16 protein-coding genes are annotated in these 22782 nt (G+C 49.8%); 9 read left to right on the top strand and 7 right to left on the bottom strand.

Translation table 11 applies throughout. From position 1 onward, the window contains the following. Positions 1-37: 37 nt before the first annotated feature. Positions 38-3082 carry a D-2-hydroxyglutarate dehydrogenase YdiJ gene (gene ydiJ, locus EYB30_RS13745; RefSeq protein ID WP_166839478.1) on the top strand — a complete coding sequence of 1015 codons (3045 nt, stop codon included), beginning with the start codon at positions 38-40 and terminating at the stop codon, positions 3080-3082. A gap of 70 nt (positions 3083-3152) precedes the next feature. Here the strand turns inward: ydiJ and EYB30_RS13750 are convergent, their stop codons facing one another. After that, on the bottom strand, positions 3153-5732 hold the full coding sequence (locus EYB30_RS13750; protein WP_166839479.1) for a TonB-dependent receptor plug domain-containing protein: 2580 nt from the start codon (positions 5730-5732) through the stop codon (positions 3153-3155). A 220-nt stretch (positions 5733-5952) separates the two neighbouring features. Here EYB30_RS13750 and EYB30_RS13755 point away from each other — a divergent pair, with 220 nt between their 5' ends. Both EYB30_RS13755 and EYB30_RS13760 read left to right on the top strand, forming a co-directional pair. Then, the gene (locus tag EYB30_RS13755; RefSeq protein WP_166839480.1) at positions 5953-6522 is read left to right on the top strand and encodes a GNAT family N-acetyltransferase; all 570 of its coding nucleotides are present in this window, start codon (positions 5953-5955) and stop codon (positions 6520-6522) included. A 1-nt stretch (position 6523) separates the two neighbouring features. Then, positions 6524-7861: an NAD(P)/FAD-dependent oxidoreductase gene (locus tag EYB30_RS13760; RefSeq protein WP_166839481.1), complete on the top strand. Its 1338-nt coding sequence runs from the start codon at positions 6524-6526 to the stop codon at positions 7859-7861. Between the two features lie 32 nt (positions 7862-7893). Here the strand turns inward: EYB30_RS13760 and EYB30_RS13765 are convergent, their stop codons facing one another. Next, complete coding sequence (locus tag EYB30_RS13765) at positions 7894-10266, bottom strand: TonB-dependent receptor (RefSeq protein ID WP_166839482.1); 2373 nt, start codon at positions 10264-10266, stop codon at positions 7894-7896. Between the two features lie 192 nt (positions 10267-10458). On the opposite strand from EYB30_RS13765, the gene EYB30_RS13770 reads away from it, so the two are divergent. The 5 genes from EYB30_RS13770 (at position 10459) to EYB30_RS13790 (ending at position 13992) form a co-directional block, all read left to right on the top strand. Then, a complete protein-coding gene (locus tag EYB30_RS13770) occupies positions 10459-11100 on the top strand; it encodes a LysE family translocator (protein ID WP_166839483.1) in 642 nt (213 codons plus the stop codon). 43 nt (positions 11101-11143) lie between these two features. Continuing rightward, positions 11144-11674 (top strand): YaeQ family protein, encoded by a 531-nt coding sequence (locus tag EYB30_RS13775; RefSeq protein WP_166839484.1) that lies wholly within the window; start codon positions 11144-11146, stop codon positions 11672-11674. A gap of 95 nt (positions 11675-11769) precedes the next feature. Continuing rightward, positions 11770-12684 (top strand): oxygen-dependent tRNA uridine(34) hydroxylase TrhO, encoded by a 915-nt coding sequence (trhO, locus tag EYB30_RS13780; RefSeq protein ID WP_166839485.1) that lies wholly within the window; start codon positions 11770-11772, stop codon positions 12682-12684. A gap of 176 nt (positions 12685-12860) precedes the next feature. Continuing rightward, entirely contained in the window at positions 12861-13409 is a 549-nt protein-coding gene (locus EYB30_RS13785) for a cytochrome b (RefSeq protein ID WP_166839486.1), read from the top strand. A 13-nt stretch (positions 13410-13422) separates the two neighbouring features. Next, entirely contained in the window at positions 13423-13992 is a 570-nt protein-coding gene (locus tag EYB30_RS13790) for a YceI family protein (protein WP_166839487.1), read from the top strand. Between the two features lie 26 nt (positions 13993-14018). On the opposite strand, the gene EYB30_RS13795 is transcribed toward EYB30_RS13790, so the two are convergent. From EYB30_RS13795 to ubiG, 5 genes are all read right to left on the bottom strand, one after another. Beyond that, positions 14019-15047 carry a tetratricopeptide repeat protein gene (locus EYB30_RS13795; protein ID WP_166839488.1) on the bottom strand — a complete coding sequence of 343 codons (1029 nt, stop codon included), beginning with the start codon at positions 15045-15047 and terminating at the stop codon, positions 14019-14021. 70 nt (positions 15048-15117) lie between these two features. Further along, positions 15118-15372 carry a class I ribonucleotide reductase maintenance protein YfaE gene (gene yfaE, locus EYB30_RS13800; protein WP_166839489.1) on the bottom strand — a complete coding sequence of 85 codons (255 nt, stop codon included), beginning with the start codon at positions 15370-15372 and terminating at the stop codon, positions 15118-15120. Positions 15373-15380: 8 nt separating this feature from the next. Beyond that, entirely contained in the window at positions 15381-16511 is a 1131-nt protein-coding gene (gene nrdB / locus EYB30_RS13805; RefSeq protein ID WP_166839490.1) for a class Ia ribonucleoside-diphosphate reductase subunit beta, read from the bottom strand. A 70-nt stretch (positions 16512-16581) separates the two neighbouring features. Then, on the bottom strand, positions 16582-18867 hold the full coding sequence (gene nrdA, locus EYB30_RS13810; protein WP_166839491.1) for a class 1a ribonucleoside-diphosphate reductase subunit alpha: 2286 nt from the start codon (positions 18865-18867) through the stop codon (positions 16582-16584). Positions 18868-19231: 364 nt separating this feature from the next. After that, a complete protein-coding gene (gene ubiG, locus EYB30_RS13815; protein ID WP_166839492.1) occupies positions 19232-19957 on the bottom strand; it encodes a bifunctional 2-polyprenyl-6-hydroxyphenol methylase/3-demethylubiquinol 3-O-methyltransferase UbiG in 726 nt (241 codons plus the stop codon). A 187-nt stretch (positions 19958-20144) separates the two neighbouring features. Between ubiG and gyrA the strand changes: the two genes are divergently transcribed. After that, positions 20145-22763 carry a DNA topoisomerase (ATP-hydrolyzing) subunit A gene (gyrA, locus tag EYB30_RS13820; RefSeq protein ID WP_166839493.1) on the top strand — a complete coding sequence of 873 codons (2619 nt, stop codon included), beginning with the start codon at positions 20145-20147 and terminating at the stop codon, positions 22761-22763. Positions 22764-22782 lie beyond the last annotated feature (19 nt).

The following is a 22782-nucleotide window of genomic DNA, read 5'->3' on the forward strand; positions in this document are numbered from 1 at the left end:
TTATACTGCAGCCACTTATTGTGAAGTGTCTGCAGTTATGATCCCAAAGCTTAATCCCGAATTAGCGCTGGATGCCAGCATAGTCGCCTATAGCAAAGCCTTAGTTGCTGCCGGCTTTAGTGGTGATATTGAAACCAGTTATGGTGCCCGTCTGGCGGTGGCCACTGACAACAGCATTTATCAGGCATTGCCACAGGCGGTACTACACCCCAAATGCACCGAAGATTTGGTGATCCTAACGTCGCTGGCGCAAACCTCCAGTTTTTCGCATATTAAATTCAGCCCGCGCGGTGGTGGTACCGGCACCAATGGTCAAGCACTGACTGAACATGTGGTGGTGGACTTATCACGCCATATGCGCGGTATCCTGGAAATAAACGTCGAGCAGCGCTGGGTGAGAGTACAGGCCGGGGTCATTAAAGATCAACTGAATGCGTTTTTAAAACCCTATGGTTTCTTCTTCGCGCCGGATCTGTCGACCTCTAACCGCGCGACCATTGGCGGTATGATCAATACCGATGCCTCTGGGCAGGGCTCGCTGGTGTACGGTAAAACCAGCGACCATGTGCTGGCGCTTAAAACTGTACTGATTGATGGCAATATTTTAAACAGCCATAAGATGGCCACCTTCGAAGCTGAGCACCGTGCTGAGCAGCCCAATAGCATTGGCCGTATTTATCGTCAGGTGCTTGATAGCTGTCGTGACTTCAGACCACAAATTTTAGAAAAATTTCCGCGTTTAAACCGCTTTTTAACCGGTTATGACTTAGAGCATGTGTTTAATGACGATTTAACCGAGTTTGATTTATCGCGCATTATTACCGGCTCTGAAGGCTCCTTGGGCTTTGTGGTGGAAGCCAAGCTGAATATTACGCCGATCGCCAAATACAAATGCCTGGTCAATGTAAAATATGACAGCTTTGAAAGTGCATTGCGCAACGCGCCCTTCTTAGTGGCTGCAGAGGCAACATCAGTTGAAACTGTTGATAGCAAGGTACTGGATCTGGCCCGCGGTGACATTATCTGGCATCAGGTAAAAGACTTGATCACCGATGTGCCCGGCAGCGATATGCAGGGCCTGAACATGGTGGAGTATAACAGCGAAGATCAAACTGAAATTGAGCAAAAAATAGCCTCGCTCACCGCCAGATTAGACAATGCTGTTTCCAGTAAAACCGATGGCATTATCGGCTATCAGCTGACGTACGATAACGCGGCGATCAGTAATATCTACGCCATGCGTAAAAAAGCGGTGGGTTTGCTGGGTAATACCAAAGGCAGGCAAAAGCCACTGGCCTTTGCCGAGGACACCGCAGTACCGCCAGAGAATCTGGCTGACTTTATTATGGAGTTTCGCGCATTACTGGACAGCCATGGCTTGCAATACGGCATGTTTGGCCATGTTGATGCCGGTGTACTGCATGTACGTCCGGCGTTGGACTTGTGTGATCCGGCTCAGGAGCAGCTGCTGCGTAGCATTTCCGATCAGGTGGTTGCCTTAACCGCAAAGTATGGCGGCCTGATGTGGGGCGAGCATGGCAAGGGCTATCGCAGTGAATACGGCCCGGCATTTTTCGGTGATGCCTTGTTTAGCGAATTACGTAAAATTAAAGCGGCTTTTGACCCGCGTAACAGGGTTAACCCCGGCAAAATTTGTACGCCGTTTAACAGCGCGGACAGCTTAGTGTCGGTAGATGGCCAAAAGCGCGCCTGGTTTGACCGACAAATTCCGGTAGCGGTTAAAGATAGCTTTGACAGCAGCTTAAATTGCAATGGCAATGGCCTGTGTTTTAACTATGAAGAAAGCTCGCCGATGTGTCCGTCCAGCAAGGTCACCAAAGACAGGCGCCACAGCCCGAAAGGCCGGGCCGGATTAATGCGGGAATGGTTACGTTTGGCGCAGCAGCAAGGGGTAGATGTGTTGGCCCAGGAGCAACACTTGCTGCGCCAGTCAGCCGGCATAACCGGTTTGTGGCAGCGGATTAAAAACAGCCTGGCCAAACACCGTGGCGAAGCGGATTTTTCGCATGAAGTGATGGCGGCGATGGAAGGCTGTCTGGCGTGCAAAGCCTGTGCTGGCCAGTGTCCGATTAAAGTGGATGTGCCATCGTTTCGCGCCCGTTTTCTTCAGTTGTACCACAGCCGTTATCTGCGTCCGGCCAAAGACTATATCGTAGGCAATATCGAGCGCACGGCACCCTGGCTGGCTAAAGCGCCAAGGCTGGTAAATTTTGTCGTAAAACAAAAGGCCACGGCAGCCTTATTAGAGAAAACGGTCGGTTATGTGGATACCCCGCTGCTGTCAGTACCCACCCTGGCACAGCAGGTGGGGCAGCGTTATCGCTTTGATTTGGCGCAAATAACCCAGCTCACGGCAGATGAGCGCAAGCGTACAGTGCTGCTGGTGCAAGACCCTTTTACCAGCTTTTATGAAGCGGAGCTGGTGGCTGATGCGCTGCAATTACTGGAAAAACTGGGATTCAGGCCGGTGTTACTGCCGTTTTTACCGAATGGCAAGCCACAGCATGTAAAAGGCTTTTTGCGTCAGTTTGCTAAAACGGCGGCCAACGCGGCTGAGTTTCTCAATCAACTGTCACAGCTGGATATGCCGTTATTGGGTTTAGATGCGTCTTTGGTGTTGGTCTATCGCGACGAATACACTAAAGCGCTGGGTGACAAACGGGGCGATTTTAACGTGCAATTGCTGCACGAGTGGCTGGTGCAGCAAGCGCTGCCAAAAGCAACCGGCGAGGGCGCCTATTTATTATTGGCGCATTGCACCGAAAAAACAGCATTACCGGCAACAGAAAAAGCTTGGCAACAGATTTATGCCCAGGTGGGTTTATCGCTTAAGCCGATAAGCGTAGGCTGTTGCGGTATGGCGGGTACTTATGGCCACGAGGCGCAAAATCAGCACAATAGTAAAGCCCTGTTTGATATGAGCTGGCGACAGCCGGTAGAACAACATGGTATTGAGAATATTCTGGTGACAGGGTTTTCCTGTCGTAGCCAGGTTAAACGTTTGGTGGGCGATAAACCGCGGCATCCGCTACAGGTGCTGCTGGCGCAATTGCAGCGCTAAAAGCGCTCTTGGCTTTACACAATAAAAAAATCCGCCGCAGCGGATTTTTTTATTGTGTACATCAGCGTTATCAGAACTTGTAACTGCCTTTTAAGTACCAGTAACCGCCGTTGATGCCCATAGGTGAAGTTTCGAAAAACTTACCACCTAAGATACCTTTCCACTCGTCTGGTAGTTCAGCCGGATCGTTATCCAACAGGTTCTGCGCGCCTACGGAGACGATAAAGTTGTCGTTAACATAGTAACTGACTTCAGCATCCAGTGTGACTTCCCAGGTCGCATTCACAGCTAAGCCCGGATCATCGGCGTGCACGCCCTGATAGCTACCATAGTAATTGGTCCGCACGAAAGCTGACCAATCATCCCAGCTTTGGGTCCAGGTAAAGGTAGCACGATGGTTAGGTAAGTCATCTTCCAGCCGTGATACGCGGAATTCGCCGGTAATATCAGTAAAACGCGTTACCTCGGTATCGTTCCAGTTGTAAGCCAGGGCAAAGCTGCTGCGGCCATCAAACAAGTCCATTGAGTAGTTGGCGACGATATCAATACCCTGAGTACGGGTGTCAAAATCGTTGGTCAGATAGGTGATGCTGGTCAATGAATCGATACCACGGACACCGGCTGCTTTTAACAAGGCGATATCGTCTGCGGTCACTTCAAAAGCACTTGACTGGCTGATACGGTCATCAACGTCAATCCGGTAGTAGTCAGCGGTAATAAAGAAATCATAACCGGTGTACACCACACCAAAGGCGTAGCTGGTTGATTCTTCCGGCTCCAGCTCAGTGGCGCCTTTTAAGATAGCCACAGGGTTGGTAGCGGGTAATACGCCGATATCGACCAATACGCCCTGGTCCGCTTCGGTCCGTACGTTACTGACGTTAGCCTGACCAACGGTAGGGGCGCGAAAGCCAGTACTGGTAGAAGCACGCAGTGCCCAGTCATCTGTCAGTCGGTACTGACCGGTCAGTTTGTAGTTAGTGGTGGTGCCAAAGCTGTCGTAGTCTTCAAAGCGCACTGCCAGCGCACCTAGCAAGTTTTCCGTAAACTCCGCTTCTACATCAATATAAGCCGCGTAGTTACGACGGGTGGAGGTGCCGGCGGTTTGTGGCTGGAAGCCCGGGAAACCGTTAGAACCATTACTTAAACCTTGTGATACGTAGGGGCCAATTTCCCATGACGCTTCTTCACCGGCGACAATTTCAAAGCTCTCTTCGGTCCATTGTGCACCAAAGGCAACGGTTAAATCTTCATATAAACCGGCTGGCACGTATTTTACAAAATCAGCGCTGAAGGTTTTTTCCAGCTGGATATATTTACCGGCATCAAAATCGGTTGGTGTTTCCGGGCCTAAAGAGGCGTTAACCGAGTTAAATAACTGGAAATTCGATTCGCTGCGGCCGACAACACCACTGAAATCGTATAACACACCTTCCATAAAACCGGTTTTAAACTCGCCTTTAGTACCAATAGCCAGTGAGGTATCGGTAATATTGCCGCCAAAGTTTGGCGTAAAACCACCCGGGAACATAGAGAAGAACGTAAAACAGTTATCTGGTAATGCCTGTACTTCAGCGTCAATTTGTTGGTAATTTAAACCGCTTAGCGCAATGTTCTGACAGCCGCCTTCGCCACCGCTGCCTAAATCGGTCAGATCAACCACTAACAACGACTCGCCACCGTCATTAGAAAATACCTGCGGCCGGTTGGTTGGATTGCGGTAGTAAAAGCCACCGCGCACATCACGTTCAGAGTAGTTACCAAACATGTAGGCTTCGCCACCGTTGCCCAAATCCAGGCCAGCGTTGGCAAATATGGTGATGTCGTCTTTTACTTCCGGTGAACCCCATATCTGAGCCGGATTTTTAATAAAGGTGTTGCCGGCATCGGCTAACCCCTGGGCGTCGTCACGTTGTACACTGCGGCTGGTGGCGTCGACGTTTTTATACTGCATGCTAAGGTTAACAAAGCCGTCTTTGGTCAGCGGTAGGCCAATATTGGCAGCGACTTCAGTAGAAGTGCCATCGCCTTCATAATATTCACCGTGTTTTACCTCAACAGTACCGCCCTCTGCAGCATCTTTAAGCACAAAGTTAACCACGCCGGCAATGGCATCTGAGCCGTACTGGGCTGCAGCGCCATCTCGCAGCACTTCAACTTGTTTTAACGCTATGCCAGGGATCACGGATAAATCCGGGCCTTGTGCGCCGTCATTAATGCCGCCACCGAGGAACGAAATCACCGACGCGCGATGCCGGCGTTTGCCGTTTAGCAGCACCAAGGTGCTGTCAGAAGACAGGCCACGTAAATTGATGGGACGGATCAGCGTAGCGGCATCGCTGATAGGTTGCGAATGCACGTTTAGCGACGGCACTGTGGTGCTGATCAGATTTAGCATGTCAGAGTTACCGTTCTTATTTAACTCTTCACCACCGATAATATCGACCGGTACCGGCGAGTCACCGATAGAACGTGGGGCAGAGCGGGTACCGACTACAGCAATTTTCTCAACTGACTGTTCTTTCTTGGCGGTATCTGGTGTTGTTTCCTGTGCTACTGCCACGGTAGCGCTGATCCCGAAGGATAGCGATGCTGCCAGGCCGAATTTTACGGCGCGGGCAACCGGATGGTACTTATTATGATTTTTCATAGCTCTTTTCCTGGATTATTTTTTTAGTAACCGGACGCTTATGTTTTTGTTTTTGCGTCCTAATAAACATATTGGATAACGTCGCTGTTGTCTATCGTATATTTCTGTTATTTCGTCTCTATAGTGGGGAAATGCAGTCGATTGCAAAAATAAAAACACCTTGCTGTAAGCCGCCAGCCTGATTTATAACTGCGGTATTGCCAACCTGCCGGATAAAAATGTGCAAATCCTTGAACTTACCTCTGATCACTTTGCTGCGGTTGTTACGCTGGCCAATCAGATCCATGGCGATAACTACCTGGACAGCGTTAGCCTGACGCAGATGCAGCAACAAGGCATAAAACGAGGCATTAATGCCAGTTTTATCGCGCTGGACGAAGAACAACAGGTTGTTGGCTATCGCTTAAGCTTTGCCGCCGGACAATGGCAGCCTGATAATTGGTGTAGCGAAGCCTTGTGGCCGGTCGCGGCTGATTCGATGGCCTATTTTAAATCAGTGGGGGTCAGCCCGGCACAGCGCGGCAAGGGCATAGCATCAAGCTTGCTGCAGACGTCGCTTGCTGCGCTGCGCCAGCAAGGCGCTAAAGCCGGCCTGGCGCATATCTGGCGTGAAAGTCCGGGCAACGCGGCGCAGCGTTATTTCGCCCATGCCGGTGCGGTTTTAGTGAAAATTCATCCTCAGCGCTGGCGGCATTTATCTGAAACGGTGGGTTATCACTGCCCGGTATGCGGCGCCTTGTGTAACTGCAGCGCTGCGGAAATGGTGTTGCTGTTTCCAGAGGCCGACTAAAATGTATGATCCGCTAAATGATAGCCGTATCGCCGCCGGCCAGGCTTATCCGCATTCTTATTGGGCGCAGCACACCGACATTGCAGCGCCGACAGCGCCTTTGCAGCAGGATGTGCATACCGATGTCGTGATTGTCGGTGGCGGTTACACTGGCCTCAGCTGCGCCTATCAGCTGGCAACTCGCTTTAACCGTGAAGTCACGCTGCTGGAGGCCAACCAGGCCGGTTGGGGCTGCAGTGGCCGCAATGCCGGCTTTGTGCTGCGCGGCACCGGACGGTTGGGACTGGCGCAGTTGACACAGCGTTTTGGCATTGAATGCGCGCGCTTATTTCATCAGGAATATGGCGAGGCGATTGCACAGGTTAAACAGATGATATCGCTGGGTAATATTCGCTGTGACAACCAGCCTGAAGGCTACTTAAAGGTAGCGCATAATGCTGCTATGGCGGCAGAGTTGCCAGAGCAGGCGGCGCTTTTACAACGTCAGTTTGGTTATCAGGCAGAGTATCTATCGCCACAGCAGCTAAAGCGCGACTATATGCACAATACACAAGCCTATGGCGCGGTTAGATTCCCCGATTGCTTTGGGCTAAACCCCTTGGCTTTGGCACAGGGTTATACTGCTATGGCAAAGCAAAGCGGGGTACAGCTGTATACCGGCTCACCGCTGTTGAGTTGGCAACGTGAAGCTAACGGTAGTTTTTTGCTGCAAACGCCAAAGGCACAGCTGCGCTGTAAACAGCTGATACTGGCCAGTAATGCTTATACCCCTAAGGGGCTGTATCCGGCGCTAAACCGCGCTTGTTTGCCGGTGCTTAGCAGCATTATTGTGACGCAGCCGCTATCGCCGGTGCAACTTGAGCAAAGCGGTTTACAGCATACGCAGTTGGTGATGGATACCCGGGCGTTGAAATACTACTACCGCAAATTACCGGATAATCGCATCTTATTTGGCGGGCGCAGTGCAGTGTATGGCAAGGATGCCGAAAAAGCGGTGTACCCGGCGCGTCTATTGGCCGCGTTAAAAGCCTGTTTTCCGATGTTGACCGGTTTAGACTACGACTATCACTGGAGCGGTTGGGTCGCGGTGTCTTATGATGATTTACCGCGGGTGTGTGAAGCTGAACCCGGGCTGTTTTACGCTGCGGGTTATTGTGGCAGTGGGGTGTCGTTTAGCAGCCTGGCCGGTGTGCGGCTGGCAGAATTAGCCAGCGGTGTTGCTGTGCCGGCGTTGCCAATTTATCAAAGTCAGCTGGCGCCATTTCCGTTGCCGGCGTTCAGACGGCTAGGACAGCAGGCTTATTACCAGTGGGGCCGTTTTAAAGACCGCTACCTGTAACTATACGCCCGGTTTAACCGGGCGTAATGTAATCAGAAGGTTGCCCGCAGGCCAAGCGTTATTGCCCGCCCCGGCAGCGGTGCATCTGCTTTAATAAAAGAGCTGTGGACAAAACCCAGCTCGTTGGTCAGGTTAGTGGCGCGGATAAATGCCGTCATATCCAGCCGTGCTAAATTAAAATCGTAGTTCAGGCTGGCATCGAGTAGGGTATAAGCTTTGGTTGGCGTTTCATTGGCGGCCACTTTGTTTTGTTTGGCGTAACGCGTTACGCCAACATCAGCACTCCAGCGAATGCCGGCATACTGATAGCCTAAACCGGTTTTAAAAGGCGGAATACGCGGCAGGTAATCAGCACCATCCAGCTTGGCCCGTACAGCATCAAAAAATACCTGTAGTGACTGAGCGTTGCTCAGTTTATAGCGGGCTTCAAATTCCAGCCCATACAAGGTTGCATCATGCTGCTGGTAATGATACAGCGGAAAGTCATTATGCCCGGCATGCTCTTCTTCCGTATGGCCGTCCTCTGCGTGGTCTTCATGATGATCTGCCAGATCTTCCATTGTTAAGCCGGTGTTTGCCAGGTACAGATAGTCGTGTACTTTGTTATAGAAAAAGTTGTAGGTAAATGTCAGATCGCCTTTGAAGCTGCGAAAGGTAACATCTATATTGCTTGCCGTTTCCTTTTCAACTACGCGCTCTGATAGTTCCAGTTCACCATCGTGTAACTGATAGGCCAAGCCCAGCTCATAGCTGCTGGTGGCAATATGCGCACCATTAGAGTAAAGCTCAGCCGCACTGGGCGCGCGTTCTGAGCGGCTTACTGCCAATGCCCAGGAGAACCCTGGCACAAACTCCCACACCAGACCGGCGGAAGCACTAACGGCTGCAAAGGTGTCTGACAACCTGACAACAGAGCCTGCTTCATGCCCCAGTTCTACAGAGCCGGTTTCGTGTTTTGTTCGCTCAATCCGGCCACCTAACTGAGCAGAGATATTACCAAACTGCCTTTCCTCCAGCACAAAGACTGCATGTGACAGCGTTTTACTATCGGGGGTAAAGGCTTCTTCGCCAAAGGCTTGATAATCTGCGTGCTGCAGATGATAACCCAGCACCCCATGCCAACCGCTAATGTCTTCATGTTCAAGCGTTAAACGGCTTTCCAGGGCGTTATTTTTAAAGGTGGTGCCCGGCACGCCCGCGTCAATTTCCTGATGCTGATAGTCGGTATAAGCCGCATTAAATGACAAAGTTTCAATGCCAGAAAACGGTGCATACCATTCACCGGCCATGCTAACGCGGTTTTGCTTTAATTTGGCAAATACACCTTCTGCAGCATGCTCGTCATCAGCGGTGTCCGCTTCATGTTCATCTTCGTTGCCATGCTCATCATGATGGCCGGGAATACCATAATCAGACTCTAACCGGCCAACGCTGATACCAAATAACCCGTGATTACCGATAACGCTGACACCGCCGTTTACGGCTGTACTTTGTGTCCAGGAATTTTCTAAGCTGGTAAGGGTTTCGCCTTCATCGTTAGTGAAGTGGGGCACATCATAGTTTGAGGCATCACGTTTAACACCATCGAAGTGCCAGGCGATATTATCACTACTGCCTTCGTGGTTCAGCGCCAGGGTTTGTTCATCTGACACATCAACATAGCGGCTTTCCAGCTTGGTTTCGCTGGCGGCACGTAACTGGCGGGGAATACGGTTATCTACCACGTTAATAACGCCGCCAATAGCGCCGCTGCCGTACAACAGAGTAGCCGGACCACGCAATACTTCAATTTGTTGCGCGGTAATCGCATCGGCGCTAATGGCATGGTCCGGACCGATACGTGACACGTCTGCCGTATCCAGGCCATTATTTAAAATACGCACCCGCGGGCCGTCCAGACCGCGGATCACCGGGCTTGACGCTACCGGGCCATAATAGTTGGCGTGTACGCCGGGCTCGTATTTCAGGGTTTCTCCTATGGTAGGCTCGGTGCGTCGGCTTAATTCTTCGCCGGTCAGCACCGATACCGGCGTGGCCATTTCCAGGTTGTATTTATGAATACCCGAAGCGGCCACCACAATGCGCTCAATACCGCCTGGTGTCAGGTTGATCGTCAGTTCAGGCTGTACTGGCGTCAGCGTAACAAAGCGGTCGCCATAGCCGGCGGCCGAAATATGCAGCTCAGCGTTTGCCGGAGCCTGAATACTGAAGCGGCCCAGCTCGTCAGCGTAAACATACTGCTGGCGGCCATGAATATGCACCCGGGCGTTTTTCAGCGGTTGGCCCTGACTGTCGGTAATAACACCGTTATAACGCTGGCCAACGTCTTGTGCTGACACACTAAACATCAGGCCAACCAGGGTGGCTAGCAGGCTGTAACGTGGCAAAGCAGATAAACTGCGCATTCGGCTTCCTTCAGATTTTTTGCATTCGTAATGTTATAACATTTTACAGTATTATCCGGGCGCAGCAAGTTACCTTTGCTGTGACAGGATAAAACGGTATCGCGGCGCGATTAACTGCTGGCGTAAGGCGGCATGAAGTTATTAGAATGCAGCTTGTGAAAGTTATTGAAATTACAGGGCAGGTTTGGCGTTATGAGTTTTTGGCCGGAGTTTATGTTAATTGCATTGGTGCATCTGATGGCGGTGGCCAGCCCAGGGCCGGATTTTGCCATAGTGCTACGCTATGCCGTGCGTTTTGGCCGGCAACAAGCACTGGCAGCCAGTGTGGGGATCGGCTCGGCAATACTGTTGCATGTTACCTGGTCGTTAGTGGGGATTGCCGTGCTTATTCAAACAACGCCTTGGTTGTTTCAGGTATTAAGCCTGGCTGCGGCGGCTTATCTGGCCTATATCGGCATACTGGCGCTGCGCAGCAAAGCACCAACACACCCGGAGCAAAGCATTCACGGCAGCGCAGATGAGGCAGTGCCTACGGTCGGTAAAGCTTTTATTGCCGGCTTTATTACCAATGGCTTAAACCCGAAAGCGACATTATTCTTTTTATCGTTATTTGCGGTGATTATTTCGCCGATTACGCCACTTTCTTACAAAATTATCTATGGCATTTATATGTCTGTCGCTACGGCCGCCTGGTTCTGTATGCTATCCATGGTGCTAACACAGACTAAAGTAAGGGGTTTTTTACTGTTAAAGGGTTACTGGTTTGACCGTTTAATGGGTTTGCTATTGTTGGCACTGGCTATGCATTTGGTAGTAACGAGTTTCAGCAGCTAAACTCTGTCTGAGTCGGGCAGAGTCTGACGAAGTGGGGTACAACATGCAGATGGCCGCCAAAGTGATCAAATTGGATCTGGACTACAGTTGTGACGCCAGCCATGCGTATCAACAGCAGCGCCATTATGTCTCGCCGTGGCAGGGGGAGAGCACTGAGCATTTCGCCAAACGTTTACTGGCTTACTTAAGCTTGTACGAGCACCATCCCAGCTTTGCTAAAGCCGAGTCATATGGCAAGCTGCCAGATTTATATATACAGGATAGTCAGCAGCATTTTGCCCTCTGGTGCCAGCTGGAGCTGATACCGGAAAAACGATTGCAACGCGCATCTCATCTGGCTGATGCACTGCTGCTGGTGTTAAATGAACAGGAAACAGACAAAGCGCGCCATAGTGTGCAACCGGCCAATCAGCGTATTTTTACCTTAACGCATAGCAAGCTTGACGCCTTTTGTCTGATGTTAAAAAGCCATATGCACCTCAGTGTCTGGCGTGAAGACCCTCTGCTGTCTATTACTGATGGCGAATACCTGCTGCAGTTGAATCTGAGCGCGCTGATTGAAAATCCACACTAACACTGTGGCCTTGCCTTGTACGTGCTGAACGCTATAATACGCGCGGTTTTTAATATTGCTCCGGATTTACGATCCGGCACTGCAAGAGGTCAATTATGTACGTTGTTGCTGCTTTATATAAATTTGTTCACTTAGCCGACTATGTCAGCCTGCGCGATGCCTTATACGACCATATGGTGGCGAACAAGGTCAAAGGCACCTTATTGCTGGCCGAAGAAGGTATCAACGGCACTATCTGTGGTCTGCGCGAAGGCGTGGATGCCGTTAAAGCCTGGCTGGATGCCGATGGCCGCTTTGATGGTATGAGTTACAAAGAGTCGCTGTCGGACGAACTGGCGTTTTACCGCACAAAAGTAAAGCTGAAAAAAGAAATTGTCACCATGGGCGTTGCGGGTATTAACCCGGCGCATATCGTTGGTACCTATGTTAAAGGTGATGACTGGAATCAGCTAATCAGCGATCCGGATACCATTCTGATTGATACCCGCAATGACTATGAAGTCGCTATCGGCACCTTTAAAAATGCGGTTAATCCAAACACCACCACCTTTCGTGAGTTTCCACAGTGGGCAGCGCAAAACCTGGATAAAACCAAACATAAAAAAGTGGCCATGTTTTGCACCGGTGGTATCCGCTGCGAAAAATCGACCGCTTATCTGAAAGAGCAAGGCTTTGACGAGGTATACCACCTGGACGGCGGTATTTTAAAATACTTAGAAGACATGCCGGTAGAAAATAGCTTATGGCAGGGCGAATGTTTTGTGTTTGACCAGCGCGTAGCGGTAAAACATGGGCTGGAGCAGGGCAGTTATGATCAGTGTTATGCCTGTCGTATGCCGTTGTCTGCCGATGAAATGGCCTCAGACCAGTATGTCAAAGGCTTAAGCTGCCCGCATTGCCACGATAAAACCACCGCTGAGCAAAAAGCCGCTTTTGCCGAACGGCAGCGTCAGGTTGAGCTGGCGAAGCAGCGCGGTGAAAAACATATTCGTGACGGCAAGTTTGAATAAGCCGTGCGGTTAGCGCTAAATTTTGTCGTCTGAAGCCAGCAACATGCTGGCTTTATTTTTACCTGTAAAATACGATTTAGCGCCCGTTAATTCGATTTATTCGAATATTATCGCGCTAATTATGTGCTTTTAGTTTAGTTAGTCAGGCGTATCATCGGTATCAGGCAGGAGAACTTATGTTAAAAAATTCACAATCTCGTTATGGCATGGTCAGTATTGTTGTGCATTGGCTGGTCGCTGCCACCGTATTTGGCTTGTTTGCGGTTGGTTTTTGGATGGTTGACCTGAGCTATTACAGCAGCTGGTACCGCACTGCACCGCATTGGCATAAAAGCGTCGGTATGTTGCTGGCAATGGTAATGCTGTTTCGCCTGTTATGGCGTTTTATCAGCCCGCCACCTGCGCCTGTAGCATCGCATAAAAGCTGGGAGAGATTAACTGCCGTTGTCGTTCAGTTGGCCTTATATCTTGGTATTACGCTGTTAGTGATAACAGGATATCTGATATCAACCGAAGATGGCCGGCCGGTGCAGGTATTTGGCTGGTTTGACGTGCCGGCACTGGGGCAATTATTTAACAATCAGGCAGATATTGCTGGTGTGATCCATGAATATACCGCTTACACCTTGATCAGTCTGGCTGTGCTGCATGGCCTGGCAGCGGTTAAGCACCATGTTATTGATAAAGACGCTACGCTAAAACGTATGTTTGGACGTAAACCTTAACCCGGAGATAACAATGAAAAAACTTTTACTGGCCGCGTCAATGGCGGCGATGATGGCCGCGCCGGCCCAGGCTGCTGACTATGTCATTGATACACAGGGCGCCCATGCCTTTGTGCAGTTTAAAATAAGCCATCTGGGCTATAGCTGGCTATATGGCCGTTTTAACACCTTTTCCGGTGATTTTAGCTATGACGCAGCCAAATTAACCGATGCAAAAATTCAACTGACTATTGATACCGCCAGCGTGGATTCAAATCACGCTGAGCGCGATAAACACCTGCGCAGCGCTGACTTTTTAAATGTCAGCAAGCACCCTAAAGCGACTTTTGTCAGCACCAAGGTGGTCCCCAAAGCCGGTGAGGCCTTTGATCTATACGGTAATCTGACATTAAACGGCGTAACCAAAGAAGTGATTATTGCCGCAGAGAAGTTAGGTGAGGGCAAAGATCCCTGGGGCGGCTACCGGGCGGGTTTTGCCGGTACAACAACCTTAACCTTAAAAGACTTTGCCATTAACACTGACTTAGGTCCGGCCTCTGCCACTGTGCAACTGGATTTAACGGTGGAAGGTATTCGCCAGTAAATATACGTAATACAGAGCGGGAAATATCAGCTTTCCTGCTCTGTATTGCCGGTTGCGGCTTCTGTTGCTGGCAGTTCAGGTGCGGTAGCTGTTTTGGACTTTAATGCACTTAATAAACTGAGCAAAATCAGGTTAAATTCTTCCTCCTCAACTTGCACATTGGTTAGACTGCCAACCAGTAGCGTCGCTTCAAAGTTATCGCCGGTACGATACATTAACTGGGCCAAACGTAACTTAGCCCAGGGCAGGGTTTTGTTTTCGCTGTCCTGATAAAACGCCACATACTGCTGCAGCGCTTTAATACCCAGCTCTGCGTCCTGATCGGCAATCACCGCTAAGCGGCCAATATGGTACAGCGCATTATATTTATCGGTTAAGTCGGTGGCATAGTCAGCGGCCTGGCTATAGCTGACAAACGCTGCCTCATACGCCTGAAGCTCATTCTGGATTTGCGCCTTACGCGCCAGTAAACGGGCTGTTGGCGGGTTGGGCATCATCTTTTCCAGCAAGGCCAGCGCTTCGGTCGGCTTTTTCTCGTTCAGCAAAATCCGGCTTTGCGCCAGTAATGCCTGCGCCGGGTTTTCCTGTGCCAGTTGCTGTGCCATTTCTGCGGCCAGGGCTTTATCACCGCCAGCGGCAGCCGGTGCTATGCTATAAAAATCAATTAATGCCTGGCGGGCCGCAAAATGGTCGGGCTTAAGGGTTACGGCTTGTTGTAGCAAGGCTACACCCCGGGCCGCGCGCTCTTTAGCCGCAAACACATTGCCATCGCTGGCCAGGCGAATTTTACTCAGCCCAGCCAAATAATTCAGCTCGCTGTTATTGGGAAACTGCTCAATGGCATAGTTGAGTAAGGTATTGGCATCTTCCAGACGCTGTTGGCTAATCAGGGCCTTGGCATAAATAACCAATAAACCGTCTTGTTGTTTGTAGTCTTGCTGCTGTACCAACTGGTGTTCCAGTTCGGAAAACTGAGATTTCGCCAACAATTGTTCATAGTGCGATAGATTAGACGGTGCCGCAGATACCGCTAACAGTAATAACAGCGCTTTCAAAATTGATCTCCTTCAAGATCAGGGTGTCATAAGGCCAGTCTGCTGCAACTGCAGGCAAATTACCACCGGCTCAGGGAATTTCTATCTCAATATCTGTCAGCGGAATGCTACAGCAGGGTAAAAACTCCCCTTTGCGCACAAACGCCAGTGGTTCGTTCAGGTACTGTACTTCGCCCTGTAACAGCTTACAACGGCAGGCACCGCAATAGCCTTGCCGGCAATGAAAATTAACCTGCAGCTTATGTTGCTCCAATGCGGTGAGTAAAGTGGGCGCAGTGCCATCAAAGGCGATGGCACTGTTACCGCTTATTTTGACATTGGGCATTGCCGGGCTTACAGGTCGAAGTCGCCGAAGTCGCCACCATCAACTTCATTATCTATCTGACCAACCAGATAAGAGCTGATCTCCGCTTCTTGCGGTGCTACCTGCACGTTGTCAGATACCAGCCAGGTGTTGATCCACGGGATCGGGTTTTGCGTGGTGGAGAAAATGGGCTTTAAACCAATCGCCTGCATCCGGCTGTTAGTAATATATTCCACATACTGGCATAAGATGTCTTTGTTCAGGCCAATCATAGAGCCATCTTTAAATAAGAATTCTGCCCAGTCTTTTTCCTGCTCGGCCGCTTTGCGAAAAATAGCATAGGCTTCTTCTTCACATTCTTTGGCAATTTGAGCCATTTGCGGGTCGTCATCGCCGGCGGCCATAATATTCAGCATATGCTGGGTGCCGGTCAGGTGCAGTGCTTCATCGCGGGCGATCAGACGGATAATTTTCGCGTTACCCTCCATCAGCTCTCGTTCGGCAAAGGCAAAGCTACAGGCAAAGCTGACATAGAAGCGGATAGCTTCGAGCACGTTAACTGACATCACACATAAATACAGCCGGCGTTTTAGCTCGTACAGGCTGATATTCTGGCTTTCGCCATTAATAGTGTGGTTGCCTTCACCGCAGCGCTGGTACAAATTAACGCCGTCGATCAGCGCATCGTAGTAACGTGTCACGTCTTCGGCGCGCTGCAGGATCTTTTCGTTCAGCATAATATCGTCGAACACTTTGTGTGGCTCTGCGCTGATATTACGCACGATATGGGTGTAGCTGCGGCTGTGAATGGTTTCACTAAAGGCCCAGGTTTCAATCCAGGTTTCCAGTTCCGGCAGTGACACTATCGGCAAAAACGCCACATTCGGTGAGCGGCCCTGTACCGAGTCGAGCAGGGTTTGATATTTCAGATTACTGATAAAAATATGCTTTTCATGCTCGGGCAAATTCTGGTAATCGATGCGGTCTTTACTGACATCCACTTCTTCCGGGCGCCAGAAAAAACTCAACTGTTTTTCAATCAGTTTTTCAAAGATACCGTATTTTTGCTGATCATAACGGGAAATGTTTACCGGGTTGCCAAAGAACATCGGCTCTTTTAATTGATCGTTTATTTGTCGGTTAAAGGTTGTGTACGCCATGGCCACTTCTTGTCCTAACAGGAATGTTATACAAACTACGGGCTACTGCTGTAGCCCGTTTACTGTCTGATTAAATTTTACAGGCACCGCCAGCACAGCCATCGTCTGCTGCCTCCGGTTTGATGTCGTCTTGTATATCAGCGGCACCATCGCGGGTATTGTGGTAGTACATCGTTTTTACGCCCAGCTTATAGGCCGACAGCAAGTCTTGCAGTAATAGCTTCATCGGCACCTTACCACCGTCAAATTTGTTCGGATCGTAGTTGGTATTAGCAGAGATAGTCTGATCGACAAATTTCTGCATTATGGCAACCAAGGTGAGATAACCGGTGTTGTTCGGAATATCCCACAGCAGCTCGTACTGATCTTTTAAGCGCTCGTACTCGGGCACTACCTGTTTTAAAATGCCGTCTTTACTGGCTTTAACACTGATATGACCGCGTGGTGGCTCAATACCATTGGTCGCATTGGAGATTTGCGATGAGGTTTCTGACGGCATTAAGGCTGACAGCGTCGAGTTACGCAGACCATGCGTGGTAATGTCTTTACGCAGCTGCTCCCAATCCAGTTGCAGTGGCTCCTGGCACACTTTATCCAGATCTTTTTTGTAGGTATCAATCGGTAAGATACCTTCGGCATAGGTGGTTTCGTTAAATTTCGGGCAAGCGCCAAATTCCTGTGCCAGTTTGTTTGAGGCTTTTAGCAGATAATACTGTATAGCTTCAAAAGTACGGTGGGTCAGGCCATTGGCTGAACCATCTGAATATTTCACGCCATTCTTCGCCAGGTAATAAGCGTAGTTAATCACACCCACGCCTAAGGTACGGCGGTTGATCGAGGCATGAAACGCTGCAGGAATAGGGTAGTCCTGATAATCCAGCAGGCTATCAAGTGAGCGTACAGCTAATTCGGCCAGCTCTTCCAGCTCAGATAAGTTCTCAATAGCGCCTAAATTAAACGCAGAAAGCGTACACAGCGCAATTTCGCCTTCAGGATCGTTGACATCATTCAGCGGTTTGGTGGGCAGCGCAATTTCCAGACACAGGTTACTCTGGCGTACCGGAGCAAATTTGGGGTTAAACGGGCTGTGTGTATTGCAGTGATCGACGTTTTGCAGATAAATACGGCCGGTACTGGCACGTTCTTGCATAAACAACGTAAACAGCTCCAGTGCTTTTAAGCGTTTTTTCCGGATACTGCTATCGGCTTCATACTTAACATATAGCTGCTCAAACTTTTCCTGATCTTCAAAGAAGGCATCATACAAGCCAGGCACGTCAGACGGGCTGAACAGGGTGATGTAATCGTCTTTAATTAAGCGGGTATACATCAGGCGGTTAAACTGCACGCCGTAATCTAAGTGACGTACCCGGTTTTCTTCGACACCGCGGTTGTTTTTCAGTACCAGCAGAGATTCAACTTCCAAATGCCACAGCGGATAGAACAAGGTGGCTGCTCCACCGCGCACGCCACCTTGTGAGCAGCTTTTCACTGCCGTTTGGAAGTGCTTATAAAACGGAATACAACCGGTGTGGAAGGCTTCGCCATTGCGAATGGGGCTGCCCAGTGCACGAATACGGCCAGCGTTAATACCAATACCGGCACGTTGGCTAACGTATTTTACGATAGCGCTGGAGGTGGCATTGATGGAGTCTAAGCTGTCACCACACTCGATCAGTACGCACGAGCTGAACTGACGGGTAGGGGTACGCACACCAGACATGATCGGTGTTGGCAACGACAACTTAAACAGAGAGCAGGCATCATAAAAACGGCGTACATAATCAAGCCGGGTAGCTTTGGGGTAATTGGCAAACAAACACGCCGCGACCAGCATATACAGGAACTGCGCGCTTTCGTAAATTTCACCGCTGACCCGGTTTTGTACCAGGTATTTTCCTTCCAGCTGTTTTACGGCGGCATAGCTAAAATTCAGATCACGGCTGTGGTCAATATAGCTATTTAACGTATCAAGCTCTTCGCGGCTGTAGTCGGCCAGAATGTGTGCGTCGTAGCGCTTCGCCTCCACCATTTTGACAACCTGATCATACAGATGCGGTGGCTCAAACTGGCCATAGGCTTTTTTACGCAGGTGGAATACCGCCAGACGCGCTGCCAGGTATTGATAATCCGGCGTGTCTTTTGAGATTAAATCCGCAGCCGCTTTGATAATGGTTTCGTGAATATCTTCACTTTTAATGCCATCGTAAAACTGAATATGCGATTTCAGTTCAACCTGTGATACCGACACATTTGACAGGCCTTCAGCGGCCCAGGTGATAACACGGTGAATTTTGTCCAGATCTAAAGGTTCACGCCGGCCATCCCGTTTAGTTACAAAAAGAGCTTGTGTCATTGCTGCAGATTTCCATTTCGGTTGTTATGCATGGTTAGTTAGCCATGTAGCGCACGGCCATATTACCAGCAGCTATTGTTGCTTAATTACACAACATATAGGTGCTTTTGAGAAAGTGATCACAAGATAGTGTGGATCTGGTTTTTTTGCAAGGCTTGACAAGGTGGAAAAAATGGCACTGAAAGACGGCGTTAGTAGCTGCTAACCACGTCGCTAGTGTGCAAAGATAGCCGCCAGCGACGCAAGCTTTTTTTCCATATAAATTTATTTGTTCTATCAATATTTTTTTTATATCTCATCGCTATTTAAGTGCTGATTAAAGCAGCACTTAAATAGCGCCGCCAGCTTATTCAGTCTTGCACTGCTACAGTGGTTTGCGCGCGACAACGATATAATTAACGTCCAGGCCGGGGCCAATTTTAAAGCTTTCATTCAGTGGGTTAAAGTGCAACCCTGTCGCATCTACCAGTTCCAGTCCGGCGTGTTCGATAAACTGCATCAACTGAGAGGGTCGGATAAATTTACTAAACTCGTGTGTCCCCTTAGGGACCAGCTTCAATACCTGCTCGGCACCGATAATCGCCAGCAAATAGGCCTTAGCGGTTTTATTTAGTGTAGAAAAAAACAAGGTTGCGCCGGGTTTGGCTAAATCAGCACACGCCTGGATCACGGACATCGGCTCGGGCACATGCTCCAGCATTTCCATACAGGTTACGACATCAAACTGCGCCGCATGGGTTAATGCATGTTGCTCAGCGGTGGCTTGCTGATAATTCACTTCTACGCCGGCTTCTAGCGCATGCAACCTGGCAACATTAAGGGAATCACTGGCCATATCGAGCCCGGTTACGACAGCACCGCAGCGCGCCATGCTTTCTGCCAGAATACCGCCACCACAACCAATATCGATAACCTGCTTGCCAAACAATCCTTGCAGCTCATCACTGATGTAACTCAGACGTACCGGGTTAAGTAAATGCAAGGGTTTAAACTCACCGGCAGGATCCCACCAACGTGAGGCAATATCATTAAACTTGGCGATCTCTGCGGCATCTACATTTGGGCTTGTGTGTTTTACGTCTGCGGTCATAGCGGTATCCGTTCGTTTTTGCGCATTATAAAGCCTTGATCCGTTTGAGCAATGCCATCGCTAAATTTGCCGTGCATTTGGGACATGGCAAGCGTCATTTTCTGTGTTAGAATCCTGCGTTGTCTCGCGCTCTATAACATCGACAAAAGCGAGTTATCTATCTGATTTTAAGGGAAATTAGCGTTTTATGACAGATCTGGCCAGAGAAATAGTTCCTATCAATATCGAAGACGAATTGAAAAATTCGTACCTCGATTACGCCATGAGCGTTATTGTTGGCCGCGCCTTACCGGACGTAAGGGATGGTTTAAAGCCGGTACACCGTCGCGTATTGTTCGCGATGAAGGAACTGGGCAATGACTGGAACAAAGCCTATAAAAAATCTGCCCGTGTTGTGGGTGACGTTATTGGTAAATATCACCCGCATGGTGACAGTGCCGTATACGACACTATCGTACGTATGGCGCAGCCGTTTTCACTGCGTTACATGCTGGTAGATGGTCAGGGTAACTTTGGTTCGATTGATGGCGACTCTGCTGCAGCGATGCGTTATACCGAAGTGCGCATGGCACGTATTGCCCATGAGCTGCTGGCCGATTTGGATAAAGAAACGGTTGATTATGTGCCTAACTATGATGGCACAGAGCAAATTCCGGCGGTTATGCCAACTAAGGTGCCTAACTTATTAGTTAATGGCTCCAGCGGTATTGCTGTAGGTATGGCGACGAATATCCCGCCACATAATCTGACAGAAGTAATTGATGGCTGCTTGGCGCTAATCGCAAACCCGGATATCGAGCTGCATGAACTGATGCAGTACATCCCGGGCCCGGATTTCCCGACTGCAGCCATTATAAATGGCCGTAAAGGTATTGAAGAAGCTTATCGTACTGGCCGTGGCAAGGTGTATATCCGTGCCAAGACTGAGGTGGAAACAGACGAGAAAACTGGCCGTGAAGCTATTATCGTTAATGAAATTCCCTATCAGGTAAACAAAGCGCGTTTAATTGAAAAAATCGCCGAGCTGGTAAAAGAAAAACGTATTGAAGGTATCTCGGCACTGCGCGATGAGTCTGATAAAGACGGTATGCGCATTGTTATCGAGCTGAAACGCGGTGAGTCAACCGATGTGATGCTAAACCAGCTGTATGCCAATACCCAGATGCAAACGGTGTTTGGTATTAATATGGTGGCGCTGGATCAGGGCCAGCCGAAGCTGCTCAGCCTAAAAGAGATGCTACAGTGCTTTGTGCTGCACCGCCGTGAAGTGGTGACCCGCCGTACCGTATATGATTTACGCAAAGCACGCGACCGGGCCCATATCTTAGAAGGCCTGGCGATAGCGCTGGCCAATATCGATGAAATTATCGAGCTGATTAAAACCTCACCCAGCCCGTCAGAAGCTAAGCTACGCTTAGTTGATCGCGGTTGGCAGTTAGGCGATGTCAGTGCGATGTTAGAACGGGCGGGCCAGGATGCCGCACGGCCAGAATGGCTGGAAGCGCACTTTGGTATTCGCGACGGTAAATATTTCCTGACAGAGCAGCAGGCGCAAGCCATCTTAGATTTGCGTTTACATAAGCTGACCGGCCTTGAACACGAAAAAATTCTGGACGAGTACAAGCAACTGCTTGAGCTGATTGCAGAATTGTTACACATTCTGGCCAGCCCAGAGCGCTTAATGGAAGTGATCTGTGAAGAGTTAGAGGCAGTTAAAGCCCAATATGGCGATGCCCGCCGTACGGATATCCAGGACAATATGCTGGATATCAATATGGAAGACTTGATCACCGAAGAAGATGTAGTGGTTACCTTATCGCACTTAGGTTATGCCAAGTATCAGCCACTATCGGATTACGAAGCGCAGCGCCGTGGTGGTAAGGGTAAAGCCGCTACCACTGTAAAAGATGAAGACTTTGTTGATAAGCTATTGGTGGCCAGTACCCACGATACTATCTTGTGCTTCTCTAACCGCGGCCGTCTGTACTGGATGAAGGTGTATCAATTGCCACTGGCCAGCCGTACCGCCCGCGGTAAGCCTATTGTTAACTTATTGCCGCTGGAAGAAGGCGAGCGTATTAACGCCATTCTGCCAGTGCGCGAGTACGCGGCCGATAAATATGTGTTTATGGCCACGGCCAACGGCACGGTGAAGAAAACGGCACTGACGGAATACTCGCGGCCACGTTCCAACGGCATTATTGCTGTTAACCTGAACGATGGTGACCGCTTAATCGGCGTTGGCATCACCGATGGCAACAATGAAATTATGCTGTTCTCTGATGACGGGAAAGTCGTGCGCTTCACTGAAGATCAGGTACGCGGCATGGGCCGCACAGCCACCGGCGTGCGCGGTATTAAACTGCGTGAGGGCGGCTCAGTGGTATCATTAATCATTCCAAACGGTGACGGGCCTATCCTGACAGTAACGGAAAATGGTTATGGTAAACGCACAGCGCTAACGGAATATCCAGCCAAGAGCCGAGCAACTCAGGGTGTAGTATCGATTAAAGTGTCTGAGCGTAATGGCCTGGTCGTCGGTGCTGTACAGGTGAACGAACTGGATGAAATCATGATGATTTCAAACAAGGGCACCTTAGTGCGTACCCGCGTCAATGAGGTATCCGAGGTCGGCCGTAATACCCAGGGCGTGATCCTGATCCGCACCGCCGAAAATGAAAAAGTGGTGGGCGTGGAGAAAATTGACGAAATTCAGGACGCAGAAGAGCTGGCTGCTGCAGAGGCAGAAAAAGCGGCTAACACTGCGTTGACGGATACGCAGTTAGCGCAGGATGAAGAAGAGTAACACCCAGACAAAACGGGCG

The organism is Rheinheimera pleomorphica (assembly GCF_011634895.1).
GTDB lineage: Bacteria > Pseudomonadota > Gammaproteobacteria > Enterobacterales > Alteromonadaceae > Alishewanella > Alishewanella pleomorphica.